The 16,360-nt window shown below is 40.6% G+C and carries 20 protein-coding genes; all 20 read left to right on the top strand.

The genetic code is table 11. The annotated features are described in order from the left end of the window. Positions 1-5 precede the first annotated feature (5 nt). The 20 genes from E0409_RS04230 (at position 6) to rpsA (ending at position 16,216) form a co-directional block, all read left to right on the top strand. Positions 6-644 (top strand): MotA/TolQ/ExbB proton channel family protein, encoded by a 639-nt coding sequence (locus E0409_RS04230; protein WP_131288038.1) that lies wholly within the window; start codon positions 6-8, stop codon positions 642-644. 8 nt (positions 645-652) lie between these two features. After that, on the top strand, positions 653-1,075 hold the full coding sequence (locus E0409_RS04225) for an ExbD/TolR family protein (RefSeq protein ID WP_131288035.1): 423 nt from the start codon (positions 653-655) through the stop codon (positions 1,073-1,075). Continuing rightward, entirely contained in the window at positions 1,075-2,802 is a 1,728-nt protein-coding gene (gene msbA, locus E0409_RS04220) for a lipid A export permease/ATP-binding protein MsbA (RefSeq protein ID WP_131288032.1), read from the top strand. The genes E0409_RS04225 and msbA overlap by 1 nt, the downstream gene beginning before the upstream one ends. Before the next feature lie 3 nt (positions 2,803-2,805). Further along, on the top strand, positions 2,806-3,810 hold the full coding sequence (gene lpxK / locus E0409_RS04215) for a tetraacyldisaccharide 4'-kinase (protein ID WP_131288029.1): 1,005 nt from the start codon (positions 2,806-2,808) through the stop codon (positions 3,808-3,810). 12 nt (positions 3,811-3,822) lie between these two features. Continuing rightward, positions 3,823-4,584, top strand: a complete 762-nt coding sequence (kdsB, locus tag E0409_RS04210) for a 3-deoxy-manno-octulosonate cytidylyltransferase (RefSeq protein WP_131288026.1) — start codon at positions 3,823-3,825, stop codon at positions 4,582-4,584. Positions 4,585-4,613: 29 nt separating this feature from the next. Beyond that, a complete protein-coding gene (locus tag E0409_RS04205; RefSeq protein ID WP_131288023.1) occupies positions 4,614-5,597 on the top strand; it encodes a DNA polymerase III delta subunit-related protein in 984 nt (327 codons plus the stop codon). Positions 5,598-5,617: 20 nt separating this feature from the next. Beyond that, complete coding sequence (locus E0409_RS04200) at positions 5,618-5,959, top strand: PilZ domain-containing protein (protein ID WP_131288249.1); 342 nt, start codon at positions 5,618-5,620, stop codon at positions 5,957-5,959. A gap of 26 nt (positions 5,960-5,985) precedes the next feature. Further along, on the top strand, positions 5,986-6,759 hold the full coding sequence (locus tag E0409_RS04195; RefSeq protein WP_131288020.1) for a TatD family hydrolase: 774 nt from the start codon (positions 5,986-5,988) through the stop codon (positions 6,757-6,759). A 45-nt stretch (positions 6,760-6,804) separates the two neighbouring features. Further along, positions 6,805-7,419, top strand: coding sequence for a TetR/AcrR family transcriptional regulator (locus tag E0409_RS04190; protein WP_086192787.1), 615 nt, complete (start codon positions 6,805-6,807; stop codon positions 7,417-7,419). 9 nt (positions 7,420-7,428) lie between these two features. Further along, a complete protein-coding gene (locus tag E0409_RS04185) occupies positions 7,429-7,989 on the top strand; it encodes a type II secretion system protein (RefSeq protein WP_131288017.1) in 561 nt (186 codons plus the stop codon). Continuing rightward, on the top strand, positions 7,979-8,419 hold the full coding sequence (gspI, locus tag E0409_RS04180; RefSeq protein ID WP_131288014.1) for a type II secretion system minor pseudopilin GspI: 441 nt from the start codon (positions 7,979-7,981) through the stop codon (positions 8,417-8,419). The genes E0409_RS04185 and gspI overlap by 11 nt, the downstream gene beginning before the upstream one ends. Continuing rightward, a complete protein-coding gene (gspJ, locus tag E0409_RS04175; protein ID WP_131288011.1) occupies positions 8,419-9,108 on the top strand; it encodes a type II secretion system minor pseudopilin GspJ in 690 nt (229 codons plus the stop codon). Before gspI ends, gspJ begins: the two co-directional genes overlap by 1 nt. 21 nt (positions 9,109-9,129) lie before the next feature. Next, entirely contained in the window at positions 9,130-10,077 is a 948-nt protein-coding gene (gene gspK, locus E0409_RS04170; RefSeq protein WP_131288008.1) for a type II secretion system minor pseudopilin GspK, read from the top strand. Between the two features lie 158 nt (positions 10,078-10,235). Beyond that, on the top strand, positions 10,236-10,832 hold the full coding sequence (locus E0409_RS04165; RefSeq protein WP_131288005.1) for a 6-pyruvoyl trahydropterin synthase family protein: 597 nt from the start codon (positions 10,236-10,238) through the stop codon (positions 10,830-10,832). Between the two features lie 49 nt (positions 10,833-10,881). After that, positions 10,882-11,595, top strand: coding sequence for a uracil-DNA glycosylase (ung, locus tag E0409_RS04160; protein ID WP_131288001.1), 714 nt, complete (start codon positions 10,882-10,884; stop codon positions 11,593-11,595). After that, positions 11,592-12,716 (top strand): enoyl-CoA hydratase/isomerase family protein, encoded by a 1,125-nt coding sequence (locus E0409_RS04155; RefSeq protein WP_131287998.1) that lies wholly within the window; start codon positions 11,592-11,594, stop codon positions 12,714-12,716. Before ung ends, E0409_RS04155 begins: the two co-directional genes overlap by 4 nt. Before the next feature lie 2 nt (positions 12,717-12,718). Continuing rightward, positions 12,719-13,258, top strand: coding sequence for a tRNA adenosine(34) deaminase TadA (gene tadA, locus E0409_RS04150; protein ID WP_131287995.1), 540 nt, complete (start codon positions 12,719-12,721; stop codon positions 13,256-13,258). A gap of 40 nt (positions 13,259-13,298) precedes the next feature. Beyond that, positions 13,299-13,730 carry an SRPBCC family protein gene (locus tag E0409_RS04145; RefSeq protein WP_131287992.1) on the top strand — a complete coding sequence of 144 codons (432 nt, stop codon included), beginning with the start codon at positions 13,299-13,301 and terminating at the stop codon, positions 13,728-13,730. A 17-nt stretch (positions 13,731-13,747) separates the two neighbouring features. Next, on the top strand, positions 13,748-14,431 hold the full coding sequence (gene cmk / locus E0409_RS04140) for a (d)CMP kinase (protein ID WP_131287988.1): 684 nt from the start codon (positions 13,748-13,750) through the stop codon (positions 14,429-14,431). A 108-nt stretch (positions 14,432-14,539) separates the two neighbouring features. Continuing rightward, entirely contained in the window at positions 14,540-16,216 is a 1,677-nt protein-coding gene (rpsA, locus tag E0409_RS04135; protein WP_131287985.1) for a 30S ribosomal protein S1, read from the top strand. The last annotated feature ends 144 nt before the right edge of the window (positions 16,217-16,360 follow it).

Raw genomic sequence — 16,360 nt, 5'->3', positions numbered from 1 at the left:
AACAGATGTGGGAATTAGTCAAAGCAGGTGGGTGGCTGATGCTTCCCCTTGTTTTATGTTCGATTTTTACAGTAGCAATAACCATTGAGCGTTTTATTCGATTAAAAAAAACAATGATTTTGCCTAAAGCATTGTTAATAAATCAAACTCAAAATGCCGATGTTGTCATGCAACAATTGCAACAAGATAAAGCGTTGCAAAGTAGTACCTTGGGTCGCATCTTTGCTGCCGGATATCAAAGTAAAAATAAAAATGAACAGTATGCTCGCGCACAAATGGAAACCACTGCATCTCAAGAAATTGGTTATTTAGAAAAAAATATTAATTTCTTGGGTACATTAAGTGCGGTAGCCCCGCTTTTGGGTTTGCTGGGTACAGTTCTGGGGATTATTGAGTCATTTTTGGTGATTGATTTAGGAACCAACAGTAATCCAACATTGATGATTCCGGGGATCTCAAAAGCGTTGATTACGACTGCAGCGGGTATGTTTATTGCTATTCCTGCATTGTTTGCCTACCGTTATTTTCAGCGTTTGGTGCAAGAGTATGTTGCTGAACTTGAGCAACAATCGACCTTATTCCATGCAGCACTTTTCTATCAAAATTCTACAGATGAAGAACAAGATATTAGAAAAGCAGGTTAGGGTGGAAAATGAAATTCAAACGCACACAAGTTGAAGATATTCATATTAATTTGACACCCATGATCGACTGCTTATTGTTTATCCTGGTTTTCTTATTGTTATCCACCACATTTAACCAGTTTAGTCGTATGAATTTGACCTTGCCTGACGCGCAAGGTGTCCCGCCTAAACAATATGATCATAAAATTGAAGTGGTTGTTGATGCTTCAGGGCATTATTCAATTAACGGGCAATCACTTGCAAGTAAAGAAGTTGCAGATTTAAATACTGCAATTAAACAGATTTCTAATGATCGCCGTGATTTAATGTTTGTGATTGCCGCGGATGCCAAATCTACTCATCAGGATGTTATTCGGGTGATGGATGTTGCAGGTCAACTGGGTTTTGTTAATATCAATATTAGTACTAAAGTTCCGTCTAGAGGTTATTAGTGAAGCAAGATTTTAAAGTCTATCTCCGTCTTTTGGGCTATTTGAAGCCTTTTTGGGGTGTGGCGATATTGGTTTTTATCGGTTTTGCAATTAGTGCTGCCACAGAAGTATCTATTGCAAAGCTGTTAGAAAAAATCATTACCGCAATCCAGCATAGAGACCAAGGCTTTACTTCGATATTTCCTTTCCTGGTTATTTTGCTGATGTTTTTCCGTGGAGTAGGTTCCTTTATTGGGGGGTATTTCACGGCAGTAATCTCTCGGAATCTAGTCTTTAATATTCGTCAGGAAGTTTTTTCAAAACTATTAAAGCTTCCATCTCAGTATTATTTGGATAATACCAGCGGTCATATCACCGCTAAAATTATGTACAATGTGGAGCAGTTAACTGCTGCTTCATCAGAATCCCTCAAAACCATTGTGCAACAAGGTCTGATTACCCTTGGATTGCTCGGCTACTTGTTATATAGCAATTGGCGACTAACCCTGATTATTCTGATTTTTGCGCCGCTGATGGGCTTTCTGGTTCGTCAAGCATCAAAACGTATGCGTAAATTATCTTTGCAAGTTCAGGACACCATGGGCGATGTGAATCATGTGGTGCAAGAAACGGTAAATGGCAATTTAGTGGTCAAGGGTTTTGGTGGGCAAGAGTATGAGCAAACCCGTTTTAAAGATCACTCGCTTAGAAATTTAAAACGTGGTTTGAAAATGGTGGTGGTGCAGCAGCTCAATAGCCCTGTTGTACAATTCATTATGTCGATTGCAATGGGGATTATTATCTGGATTGCGTTACGACCAGAAATTTTACGTGATACCAGTGCAGGTGAGTTTGTTGCATACATTACAGCCGCAGGTATGTTAAGCAAACCAATCAAAGCCTTAACCGATGTAAATGAAAAATTACAACGCGGTATGGCGGCAGCACATTCAGTTTTTGAATTGCTCGATTTACCTGAAGAGCAAAATATAGGAACTTTAACTCCGGTACTTAAAGGTAATATTCAATTCCAAAATGTGAATCTAATTTATTCAGATGGTCATCAAGCGATTCACGATTTTAACTTGAATGTTAAAGCAGGTGAAACCGTTGCACTGGTTGGGCGTTCGGGCGCAGGCAAAACATCTTTAGTGAATCTGCTGGTGCGTTTTCAAGAAGCGAGTTCAGGTCATATTTATTTGGATCAGCACGATATTCGAGATCTGGATATGAATACCTTACGAACTCAGATTGCAATGGTGAATCAGCAAGTGGTGCTATTTAATCGTACTGTGCGCGAAAATATTGCCTATGGGCAGCTTGAAGGTGCAACTGATGCAGAAATTATTGCTGCCGCAAAAGCTGCTTATGCGCACGACTTTATTATGGCTTTACCGCAAGGTTACAATACGCCATTAGGTGCACAGGGTTTGAACTTATCAGGTGGTCAGCGTCAGCGTATTGCCATTGCACGTGCAATTTTGAAAAATGCACCCATCTTGATTCTTGATGAGGCGACCAGTGCACTCGATAACGAGTCGGAATACTTTATTCAACAGGCCTTTGATACAGCAATGCAAGATCGTACAACCATTGTGATTGCGCATCGTTTATCGACCATTGAAAATGCAGATCGTATTGTGGTGATGGATAAAGGTACAATTGTTGAACAAGGTACACATGTGGAATTGATTGCCAAGCATGGGGCTTATTACCAATTGCATCAGCGTAATTTCGAGGAAAATTGATTTATGTCAATTGCACAATTTATTCAGGATGCTTGGAACAAACAGGCCAAGTGGTTAATTGTGCTTCGACCTTTGACATGGATTTATCGTGGTGGTTTTTTATTAAATAAAAAACTTTACCAAATCGGTATTAAATCAAGCTATCAAGCACCCGTCCCGGTGATGGTGATTGGTAATATCACAGTGGGTGGCAGTGGAAAAACACCACTCTTAATCCAACTGGTGAATTATCTACACAGTCAAAATGTTCGGGTGGGCGTGATTAGCCGTGGTTATGGTGGGAAAGGCCCTTTTCCAGCCTATGTCGATTTGGAATCTGTGCCGGAAATTGTCGGTGATGAACCCTGTTTGATTGTTCAGTCCACTGGGGTTCCCATGGTCGTGGGTTCAAATCGACAGCATAGTATTGAGTATTTATTATCCAAACACGATCTAGATTTAATTATTAGTGATGATGGTTTGCAGCATTGGGCTTTAGAACGTCAAATTGAGTGGATTGTACTGGATCGGAATCGTGGCTTAGGTAATCAAAAGTTATTGCCTGAAGGATATTTGCGAGAGCCTCCAAGTCGGTTAAACACAGGCACAGTCATTGAGCATGCCGCAGAACCTGCATCTGTTTTAAATATGCATTTAGAAGTGGCTACTCCGTATTTGCTCAATGCTGTAGAAGAAAAACCATTCAATCCAGCTGATAATTTTTATGCAGTTGTGGGCATTGGTTTTCCGCAGCGATTTTATCAAACTTTAGATTCAATCGGGATTGATCAATTTCAATGTCATGAATTTCCTGATCATTATGATTATGAAATCACCGATCTTCAATTTGAAGATGGAAATCCAATTATCACCACCGAAAAAGATGCAGTGAAACTTTTGCCATTATTAAAGCAAAATCCAGATTTCAATCGGGAAATTTGGGTGGTTCCGGTTGAGGCTGTACTTTCACCAGCCTGTTATGAAGTCTTACATCAGCAATTACAGCAATTCGGTATTCAAATTTCTTAAGGTTCATTGTTTATGAAACATATTGTTATCCCCGCACGTTTTGCAAGCTCACGTTTACCTGGCAAACCATTATTGGAAATTCATGGTCGTCCCATGATTTTACGGGTGGTTGATCAGGCGAAAAAAGTCGCGGGTTTTGATGATTTATGTGTTGCAACCGATGATGAGCGTATTGCTGAAGTTTGCCGTGCAGAAGGTGTGGATGTTGTCATCACAAGTGCAGATCATCCATCAGGAACGGATCGTTTAAGTGAAGTTGCCCGGATTAAAGGTTGGGCCAGTGAAGATATTATTGTCAATGTACAAGGCGATGAACCTTTGCTTCCTGCTCAATTGGTACTACAGGTTGCACAACTATTAGAATCACAACCTGAATCTTCAATGTCGACCTTGTGTGAGCCGATTCACAGTCTGGACGAATTCCAACGCGACAGTATTGTGAAAGTGGTGATGTCTAAATACAACCAGGCTTTGTATTTTAGTCGTGCGACCATTCCTTATGATCGTGATGGTGCGAAACAAGAGGTACAAAAATTACATTCGCAGGCTTATCGTCACTTGGGTTTATATGCCTATCGTGTGAATTTACTTCAAGAATATGTGTCTTGGGATATGGGTGTATTGGAACAACTGGAAAGCTTGGAACAATTACGTGTACTTGAAAATGGACATCGTATTGCGATTGCTGTTGCAGAAGCGAATTTACCCCCGGGTGTAGATACGCAAGCAGATTTAGATCGTCTCAATGAAATGGATGTTTCCTGCTTTGAGTAAAATTTGGGATAAGGTTGGGCTTTAATTCAATGCAAAATGATGTGGTCGCACACGTTTATCCATGGCAACAAACCGTTTGGGATACGCTAACAGGGCGTTTCCCCAAACTTGGGCATGGCTTGCTTTTTTATGGCAAAAAAGGCTGTGGCAAAGAAGCCTTTGCGCAATATTTTTTGGCTTGGGTCTTATGTGTCAATCGTCATGCCAATAATGCACCTTGTGGGGAATGTGGCAGTTGTTTATGGTTGAAATCGGATACGCATCCGAACTATGTGCATATCAGCACAGATGAAGAAAATAAAAAGCAAAACGCTAAAATTAAAATCGAAAAAATTCGTGATTTATTACCCTTTGTGCAACAAACGGTAGATGGTTGGCGGGTGATTGTGATTGAGCCGGCAGAAGCGTTAAATATTGCTTCTGCGAATGCGTTACTCAAAACACTTGAAGAACCCGGTGATCGTGTTGTTATTATTTTATTGGCTGATCATTATCTAAAACTTCCTGCGACGATTCGCAGTCGTTTGCAACATTTTGCTTTGGATCGGATCTCTGAAGCTCAAGCAGGTGAATATTTATCTCAACATTTACCTGATTTAGATCAAACACAAAAACAATTGTTGCTGAACTTGTCCAATCAAATGCCTTTACAAGCCATGCAATTGGCACAAGCTGAATGGCTAAATAAACGCCAAGAATTTTTGGGGGATTGGCTGAAATTAGTCACTCAAAAAAATATGCCGATGGCAATTGCGACCAAGTGGAACAAAGCCTTAGGTTTTAGTGACTTTTCGCACATGTTTGAATACTTGTTGTCCGATTTAATTTGTGTCAAGCTCAATCAGCAAGTTAAAAATCCGGATTTGGATTTAAGTGAATTATCAAAACAATATTCATTGGAATTTTTATTTACGATTTATTCCGACTTGCAACAATCTAAACAGTTTATCGAGCAGAATGTACAAAGTAATTTGGTGCTTGATCAATTGTGTATAAAACTTATGAACATTTGAATATTTAAAAGGGGAAGATGATGCAACCACGTATGGGCGGTATTATTCAGGCGAATATCCCGGATAAAGACACTTTGTATGCCAGCTACATGCCTTATGTTGTCGGCGGTGGATTATTTGTTCCGACCAAGCAACCGGTAAAAATTGGTGAAGAGGTCTTTGTATTGGCCACTTTGCCTGATCAATCACAAAAAATTCCTTTGACCGGTAAAGTGGTCTGGATTTCTCAAAAACAAAATGGCATCAAATTACAAGGCTTTGGTATGCAGTTGACGGGGGAAAAAGGCGTTTATTACAAATCAGAAGCCGAAAAGTTGCTTGTAGGTATTAAGTCTGAGGGGCGAACTAGTTACACTATGTAACTGTTTAACCGATTTAGGATCTCACCGTGTTTGTAGATACTCACTGCCATTTAACCATGCTGGATTTAACGCCTTATGATGGCAACTTAGATTTAGCATTAGCACAGGCGCGTGAAGCGGGTGTATCCAAATTCATGAGTATCTCGGTTGATCTGGATGACCATATCGAGCTGGCTAAAATTGCAGCACGTCATGTGGATGTTGGATACAGTGTTGGGGTTCATCCCTGTGAAGATTCTGCGACCATGGCGCGCGCAACCACGGATTATTTAATTGAACTGGCGCAGCCTGAACAGGTTTGGGCGATTGGTGAAACAGGCTTGGATTATTTTCATAGCACTGATTTTATTACTGAACAAAAACAATGTTTTGCCCGTCATATTCATGCCTCGCAGGCGGTGAAAAAACCTGTAGTGGTGCATACCCGCTCAGCCAAGCACGATACAGTGGATATCATTCGTGCTGAAAAGTCGACCCATGGTATTTTGCATTGCTTTACTGAAGACTGGGAAACCGCCAAGGCAGTGCTGGATTGTGGTTATTACGTTTCATTTTCCGGAATTGTGTCTTTTAAAAATGCGCAAGACTTGCGTGATGTGGCGAAGCAGGTTCCACTTGATCGCGTACTGATTGAGACGGATAGTCCTTATCTGGCACCGATGCCCTATAGAGGAAAGTCTAATGAACCAAAATACGTTCCTTATGTAGCCAAAGCCTTAAGTGATGTATATGATAAGTCCGTTGAGGAAATCGCTTTCATTACCATGCAAAACTTTGAAAACCTCCTCAATTTAAAGTAAATAATTCGAATTGATACAAGCGCATAAGAGAGTTACAGGGTGAAGATGGATCGTCAGGCTCAGTTTCGAGCAAGAGAAGCGTTAATTTTTCAGGTTGCAGAGCAACTGTTATTAGAAAATGGCGAATCAGGGATGACGCTTGATGCGTTGGCCGCAGAACTCGATCTAGCGAAAGGGACTCTATATAAACATTTCCAAAGTAAAGATGAACTCTACATGCTTCTCATTATTCGTAATGAGAAGATGTTGCTGGAGATGATTAAGGATGCAGAGAAAGCCTTTCCAGAACATTTGGCTTTCTTTATGTTGCATCATTTACATCATCCGGAACGTACCGTGCTATTTCATCAAATTGAAGAACGTCTTTCAACCACGGGTGTAGGCATTCATCATCTGTTTAGTGAACTGTATCAGGTGAGAAAACAGCGCTTACGGATTATTTTTCGTATGACTGAAAGCTATTTAGAAAGCATTCAAAGTAGCATGTCGGTACGGGATTATTTGGCTTCAATCTGGGCGCTAACCCACGGTGCAGCGGCAATCCTGAATTCCAGTTTTTATCAGCGTTATTTAGGTTCACGAGATACATTGCGTGTGGCTTATATTGACCAAGCCTTGGCGATGCCGAAACAAACCCGTTCTACGGAACAATTTGCCTAAAGGTATGCCATGAAGCACACAGCATCATCATCAATTCGTGGTTTTACTCTTATAGAATTGATGGTGGTGATTGTGATTATGGCGATCATGGCCTCTTTAATTTTAACCAATATCAATGGTGTTGATCAGCGTAAAGCCATGCAGGCACGTGAAGTGTTTATTATGGATTTACGCAGGATGAATCGTGAAGCGAATGATCAGGCACGCATTTTTGCCCTTGATGTTCAAACTGCCACAGATGTATCGCCATTTCGTTATGGTGTTGTTGAATATTTGGTTCCATCCCTGCAAGCTACACAAAATTCAGTACTTAATGAAAATAAAAAATGGCAAGACTATTCAGAATTTACCAAGCGCGCTTTACCCGAGCATGTTTCCTTCAATGTGCAATCACTCGATTATGCATATGAAAATGCCAATAATGGTGATTTGCTGAGTGCAAATGCACCGAAATTACTGTGGTTAGGCAATGGCGAAGCGAAACCTGTGCGGATTCAATTTTATTTCGAGCAACGTCCGATTGGGGAAGAAATCGAGATTGATCATTTGGGTAAAATCAATGAAAGCTAGATCCTCCAAGCATAGGTCTTGGTCTTGCGCAGCGGTGAAACAGCGTTTCACTCATCGCTGCTCAGGTTTTACCCTACTAGAAGTGATGGTTGCTTTAGCAATTTTTGCCACGGCTGCAATCGCTTTCACCAAAGTGGCGATGCAATATACCCAAGCGACATCGAATGCAATTTTACGTACCAAAGCACAATTTGTGGCTTTAAACGAAGTTGCGGTGATGGAAATTAACCAAGAGTGGTTGCAAGGTACTCAATCGAAACAGATTAGCCAGCAAGGTGAAACTTGGCAAATTGATAAATCTGCACAATCGACGATTAGTCCAAATGTACAGCGTATTGAAGTGCAGGTTAGTTTGTTTAATGCTGAATCAGGTAAGGTTGAGTCGGGCATTACGAATTTGGTTTTCTTTAACTATAAGGCCAAAGTTTGATGCAAATGAAAAATAAACAAAATCAAACTCTACATTCACAGCATCGCTCAGGATTTACCTTAGTTGAATTATTGGTGGCGATTGCCATATTTGCGGTACTTTCGGCATTGGGCTGGAAAGTTTTTGATTATCTGATCAAAGTCAAAGAGCGTAATACTGAACATGAAGTGAATTTGGGGCAATTACAAGAAGCCTATCAACAAATTTTGCGTGATACCGTTCAGGCTGTGCCACTCAATGCGAATATCAATAACGATATTCAGCCTGCTTTGGTTCTACAAAATGGTCGCTTTAATTTTAGTAAAACTGGCGTAACGGATCCTTTGCAGCAGGGTATTTCCCCGGATGAACGTGTTGAATACCAATATCGTGCAGATGAAAAAAAACTCTATCGTTTGAAATATCGTAATTTAAACAGCAGCGGACGTGATCAACCCGAATCCAGTGTGTTGTTAAATGATGTTGATCAGTTTGAAGTTGTGGTGCTGAATCCGAGTGAGTCAACTTCGTGGCCGGATGGGCAAGTAGATTTAAATGATGCCACGCAAAAACAAATCTTGCCCAAAGGGATTAAAATTAAATTAACCGTGAAAGATGTTGCTTATGAATGGATTTTTAGTCTATTAAACACGGACTACTTAAAACAGCAGAACAATAATCAAAATAACAATTCAAATAATCTACCATAAACAATTCTAAAGAGATTGAGCATGAAGCAGCAACAGGGTATTGCCTTAATTACGATCTTGGTGATGGTCGCATTAGCAACGATTCTTGCTGCGACGATTGCCAAACGTCAGGCCAATACTGCTGAAAATACCGCATATCTGATGCGTCAAAATCAATCCTTGCTATATGCAAAAAGCGCAGAAGCCTTTTTTTCAGAGCTTTTGGTGGATGATGCTGAAAATGCAGGTGATGTCGATCATCTGCAAGAAAATTGGGCGAAACCGATGCCGGCATTTCCGGTAGAAGATGGCTTTGTATCGGGAACGTTGCAGGATGAATCCGGTAAATTTAATTTAAATAGTTTAGTTAATAATGACGGCACGCCAAATCCTCAAGCAAAAGTCTGGTTTGAAAAACTTTTAGTACGTGTCGGTTTGCCTGAAAAGTTGAGCGAGGCGGTGATTGATTGGCAAGATGCTGATGATGAAACCATTGGTGCGATGGGAGCAGAGGCTAGCTACTATCAAGGCTTGCCACAAGGTTATTTAGCGCCAAACAGTAAATTTCATAGCGTTGATGAACTTAAATTAGTACGTGGCTTTGAAGGTCAAAAATATCTGCAAATTGCAGATTATGTCAGTGCTGCGCCTACATCAGACAGCAAAGTTAATATCAATACAGCGCCAGCAATGCTGCTTGCAAGTCTTGATCCCCAGTTGGATATCAATGCAGTTCAACAAGCGTTGCAGCAACGTCAGGCAAAGTTAGAGTATTTTTCAAATATTAATGATCTTTGGACTATTGAGCCTTTTACTCAAGTCAATACGGATGTCCGTAATGAAGTGAATGATTTGCTGGGTGTGCAATCTAATTATTTCAAAGCCAAGATTGAAGTGTTGTTAAGTGAGCGTAAACGTCAGTTTAGTAGTGATTTGGTGCGTAAAGATAATATGGTGTATGTGGCATATCGCAGTATGGCGCCATTTTAATCATATAAACCAATAAGCTGAAATATAATCCATCTCACTATCTTGTTTAACTTGCATATGTTTTACCAATTGCTTTGAACAGTAAAATTAATGCCCAGACTTTCACTTTTGCTTTATAATCAGATTCAATTCACATATTTTTGATTGCATCACGGCACATGTTAATTCGTAAGTTATTTAAGTTTGAAAATGCCCATATTGTGCGGAATTGCACATCGGATCGCTGTAAGCGTTCGATTCATGGCCATAGTTATAAAGTTGAATTATTGCTTAAAGCTTCGAAGCTAGATCATGGTCAAATGGTGTATGACTTTGGATTGTTGAAGGGCGTAATCAAGGACATTTTTGACAGTTTTGATCATGCCATTTGTTTTTGGCAGCATGATGATGCTGAATATATTGAAGCCTGCAAAAAATTTAGTGCACGTTGGGTATCTTTACCGGTTTCTCCTTCAGCGGAACAATTTTCACGTATTTTCTTTTACTTAGCACAACAAGTACTTGCCTCAACCGAAACCCAAAATGGGGAAGGTGATGTAGAGGTTTACTCGGTGATTGTGCATGAAACAGATACCGGTTATGCACAAAGCTTTATCGAAGATATCGAAAATGAGCAAATGGGTGTACTAAGTCTTGAACAAATTGTGTTCTCTGAACAAGTTCAAGCTGAATGGACTGACCTCGCTATGTATGAAAAATTACAACAAGGAATTAAATTCCAAAACCCGAGTGTTGATCTACAGGTACACATCTAAAGATCATTGAATCACGTGGTAGGTTTTCAAAAAGGATTAGGAAGCAGTTATGTCTTTAACGGAACAACAGCAAGCTCAACTAGATAAAATTCAGTTAGATGCGAGTTGGAAAGGTGTCTTGAGCGATTTTTTGCTCAGCCCAAGAATGGATGACTTAAGGCAGTTTCTGATTGCTGAAAAACAAGCAGATAAAGTGATCTATCCCCCAAGTTCACTGATTTTTAATGCGTTAAATAAAACCCCATTAAATCAGGTAAAAGTCGTTATTTTGGGGCAAGATCCTTATCATGGCCCCAACCAAGCACATGGATTAAGTTTTTCAGTGCAAAAGGGACTTGCATTACCGCCATCTTTACGTAATATCTTCCATGAGTTGAATGCCGATCTGGGTATTCCTATTCCGAAACACGGTGATTTAACCCGTTGGGCTGAACAAGGTGTGTTATTGCTGAATGCAGTTTTAACTGTTGAAGCGGGTCAGCCCACTTCGCATCAAAAACAGGGTTGGGAGGATTTTACCGATCATATTATTGATGTGTTAAATGAGCAGTGTGAGCATATTGTTTTTATCCTATGGGGCGCCTATGCGCAACGTAAAGGTCAACGGATTGATCCGAATAAACACCTGATTTTAAAAGCTGCACATCCTTCGCCATTGGCAGCAAACCGTGGTGGTTTTTTTGGCTGTAAAGTATTTTCAAAAGCAAATAATTATCTGAAACAAAATGGCATTGAGCCGATAAATTGGCAGCTGGACGCATGACACAATCTCCTGAATTAAAAAATTATCATCCCGATCTTATTGTAGAAGAAGCAAAAAACGGCTGGCGCATTGTTCGTCTGAACCGTCCGAAATCTCTGCATGCTCTGGATGAATCCATCGTTACTGCACTTTTAGAAGTGTTCCAAGATTTTCAGCATGATGATGCTGTTAAAGCCATTTGGTTGGATTCAACTACACCCAAAGCATTCTGTGCAGGTGGTGATGTTCGTAAACTTCGTCAATTGGTCATTAATAATGAAGTAGAAACAGCAAATAAATTCTTTGAACAAGAATATGCTTTAGATTTACTGTTGCATAACTATGCTAAGCCCGTGCTGATTTGGGGTGAAGGTTATGTAATGGGTGGTGGTCTAGGGCTATTCATGGCTGCACCATTCCGTTTAGTCACGCCTTATTCACGTTTGGCGATGCCTGAAATTAATATCGGTTTATATCCGGATGTCGGCGCGACCCGTTTCTTGGCGGATCGTGGTGCTATAGGCTTATTTACGGGCTTAACCGGTTCGATCATGACTGCAGCCGGTGCCTATGGTATTGGCTGGGCGACGCATATTTGTGATGCGCAGCGTGATAATGTGTTGGAAAAAGTCATCAATATTGATTGGGGACATTACCCAGCCGGCGATTTTCGTGCCATTGATGACACTCTAAATGGTATGCACCGTCCAGTGGGTCCAGGTCCGTTGCAAAACTCGTTAGATGTAATTCACAGTGTTTGCCGTGGTGTGAACTTTGAGCATGACTATGAATCGATTATTGGTTTAAGTGATGCACGTAGTGACTGGTTACGTCAGGCAAGTGAAAATTTGCAAAAAGGTTCACCTACAACCGCTGCTTTAACCTGGTTATTGTGGCAGTGGGGTAAGCAGATACATTCCTGGAATGAGATTTTTGAACTGGAAATTCAAATTTCAGACTGGAAAATCCGCCATCATGACTTTGTTGAAGGTGTGCGAGCGCGTCTGGTCGACAAAGACCTCTCTCCTGAGTGGAAAAAGGGTACAGCTATGAGCTTAAAAGGGATTCTCTCTGAGAATCCTCCGGTCACCACAATTGAAAGCTGGAATAATCTGTTGAAACACTATGGTGTGATCGGTTAAGAATGACTGATGCAACACAATTGACAGATGAATACTGGATGCAGTTTGCTTATGAGCAAGCTGCGATTGCAGCATCGAAACAGGAAATTCCTGTCGGTGCAATTATTGTCAGTCAAAATCAAATTATTGGCGCAGGGTATAATGCGCCAATTTCTTTGAATGATCCGACTGCACATGCAGAAGTTCAAGCACTGCGTCAAGCCTGTACAAATCTTAATAATTACCGACTTCCGGAAGATTCAGTTCTTTATGTGACTTTAGAGCCTTGCACCATGTGTGTCGGGGCTTTGATTCATGCACGAATCTCCAAAGTGGTTTTTGGGGCAACCGAGCCCAAGGCAGGGTCCTTGATCAGCGCGAGAAAGTTATTTGAAACAGGGTATTATAATCATCAGTTTGATGTTGAGGCTGGATGTTTGAATGAACAATGTTCCAAACAACTCAGTGATTTTTTTAAGATGCGTCGTGAGCAAAAACGACTGCAGAGATTACAAGAAAAATCCTTAAATGATCAGAATCATAATTCAAACTATGTAAAATAGAATGACAATAAGTATTGTCAATTAAAATGTAGGATAAATCATGAATTCCATTCAGGTAAAAAAAGAATTTAATGCACCCCTCGAGAAGGTTTTTGATTTGTTATCAAAACACTCAACTTATAATGTTGCCTTCGCACCGATTCAGGTAGAACGAATTAAAGACTCTGTAGAGCCTGAACGTCCAGATGGAGTGGGTTCAGTGCGTCGTATGGGGTTTGGTCCAGTCAAGCCGCTGCAAGAACAAATTACCTTGCTGGAGCTTAATGAACGCATTGAATACCAAATTATTAAAAATCCTTTGGTGAAACATCATTTAGGGGTTATTGAGTTTGAAGCAAAAGATGCTGACACAACTTTAGTGACTTACACCATTGAATTGCAGGCACGGGCACCATTTGTAAGTAAATTAATTCTTGCACAGCTTAAATCTGCGATTAAACTAGGTTTTTCAAAATTAGCTAAAACTGTATAGCGTAAAGTGGAAAATTAATGACAGTTCAAATTATTACTATCGATGGTCCAAGTGGTTCTGGAAAGGGTACACTTGCGGCTAAACTGGCAGCGCACTATCAATTTCATTTGCTGGATTCTGGTGCTTTATATCGCTTGCTGGGGCTGTCATTACATCAACAAGACTTGCTGGATTGCCTGGCTTCAGAACTTGATCAATGCATTAAAATTGCAACAAATTTAGACATAAAATTTGTTACAACTGAAACTGGAACTCAGGTTCAACTTGATGGTGAAGATGTGACTCAAACCATTCGTACTGAACGTGTGGGTGAATTTGCTTCAAAAGTTGCTGCAATTCCTGAACTTAGAACTGCACTATTAGAGCGTCAACGTGCTTTTGCGCAAGAACCAGGTTTGGTTGCGGATGGTCGTGATATGGCCACTTCTATTTTTCCTCAGGCTCAAGCCAAGATTTACCTGACTGCTTCGGCTGAATCCCGAGCGGCGCGACGTGTAAAGCAGTTGCAGGGTATGGGGCTAGATGTTAAAATAAACGACATTTTAGCTAATATACAAGCTCGAGACAAACGAGACATGGAGCGCACAGTAGCTCCACTCAAGCCGGCAGCAGATGCATATATCATTGATAGTTCAGAATTGGGCATCGATGAAGTATTCAAGTTGATGACCAACTTTGTCGAAAAGCAATTAGCAAATTAACGAATTTTCAGCCAAAGCATAGCTAGATCAGTTTATTACGGACTATGTGGAAGCTTTATTAAACCGGCCTTGTCTGATCCAAGACCGCTGAACTTTATCAGGTATATCATGACCGAATCTTTTGCAGCCCTCTTTGAAGAAAGCGAATTAAACCTCAACGTTGAAAAGGGTGCTGTCATCCAAGGCGTTGTCGTAAGCATCGACTCTGACTGGGTAACAGTTGACACTGGCCTTAAATCAGAAGGTATTGTTGACCGCGCTGAATTCTTAAACGACCAACGTGAACTTGAAGTTCAAGTTGGTGATACTGTTGATGTTGTTGTTGAAGCTCTTGACAACGGTATGGGTCAAACAGTTCTTTCACGCGAAAAAGCAAAACGCGCTGAAACTTGGACTAAACTTGAAAAAATCTTTGAAGACGGCGAAATCGTTACTGGTGTTATCTCTGGTAAGGTTAAAGGCGGTTTCACTGTTGACATCGGTCCAGTTCGTGCGTTCCTTCCAGGTTCTTTAGTTGATACTCGTCCTATTCGTGATACTACTCACTTAGAAGGCAAAGAGTTAGAATTCAAAGTAATCAAACTTGACGCTAAACGTAACAACGTTGTTGTTTCACGTCGTGCTGTTATGGAAGCTGAATCTTCAGCTGACCGTGAAGCTCTTCTTGCTCAGCTTGAAGAAGGTCAAACAGTTACAGGTACAATCAAGAACCTTACTGACTACGGCGCATTCGTTGACCTTGGCGGTATCGATGGTCTTCTTCACATAACTGACATGGCTTGGAAACGTATCAAGCACCCTTCAGAAGTTGTTGAAGTTGGTCAAGAAGTTACTGTTAAAGTACTTAAATTTGACCGTGAACGTAACCGCGTATCTTTAGGCCTTAAACAATTAGGCGAAGATCCATGGTTAGCGATCATGAACCGTTACCCTAAAGGTTCAATCGTTAAAGCTCGCGTAACTAACCTTACTGATTACGGTTGTTTCGCTGAAATTGCTGAAGGCGTTGAAGGTTTAGTACACGTTTCAGAAATGGATCACACTAACAAAAACATCCACCCATCTAAAGTTGTTCAGATTGGTGACGAAGTTGATGTTATGGTTCTTGAAGTTGATGAAGAACGTCGTCGTATTTCTCTTGGTATCAAACAAACTCGTGCTAACCCATGGGAAGAGTTTGCTAAAGACCACGACAAAGGCGAAAAAGTTTCTGGTACTATCAAATCTATCACTGACTTCGGTATCTTCATCGGTTTACCAGGCGGTATCGATGGTCTAGTTCACTTGTCTGATATTTCTTGGAACGAACAAGGCGAAGAAGCTATCCGTCGTTACAAGAAAGGTGACACTGTTGAAGCGGTTATCTTGTCTGTAGATGCTGAAGGCAACCGTATCAGCCTTGGTATCAAACAAATGAACAACGATCCGTTCAACGATTTCTTGGCGACTAACGAACGCGGTGCTTTGGTTAAAGGTACTGTGACTGCTGTTGATGCTAAAGGCGCAACTATTAAGTTAGCTGACGAAGTTGAAGCGTCTCTTAAAGCTTCTGAAATCAACCGCGATCGCGTTGAAGATGCAACTAAGTTCCTTGAAGTTGGTCAAGAAGTTGAAGCTAAAATCATCAACGTAGATCGCAAATCACGCTCTATCAACTTGTCTATCAAAGCGAAAGACGAAGCTGAAGAGAAAGAAGCAGTTGCTAACTTGAAAACAGCAACAACTACTTCAGAAAATGGTCCTAAGACTATTGGTGATTTGATCAAAGCTCAAATGGGCAACTAAGTAGGCGTTAAAATGTATTGTTAATGTAAATTAACTAATACTTTTTACAGAAATACTGTAAACGGTAGCGTAGTATTAACTTATTGCGCTACCGTTTTGTATTTAAACACGTTATTATCGGATCATCTACAAAGTAGCTTGATA

The sequence above is a fragment of the Acinetobacter sp. ANC 4862 genome, assembly GCF_004336635.1.
In the GTDB taxonomy this organism is placed as follows: Bacteria; Pseudomonadota; Gammaproteobacteria; order Pseudomonadales; family Moraxellaceae; genus Acinetobacter.
The sequence above is the reverse complement of the archived record's forward strand: the minus strand, read 5'-3'. Positions and strand labels throughout refer to the sequence as shown.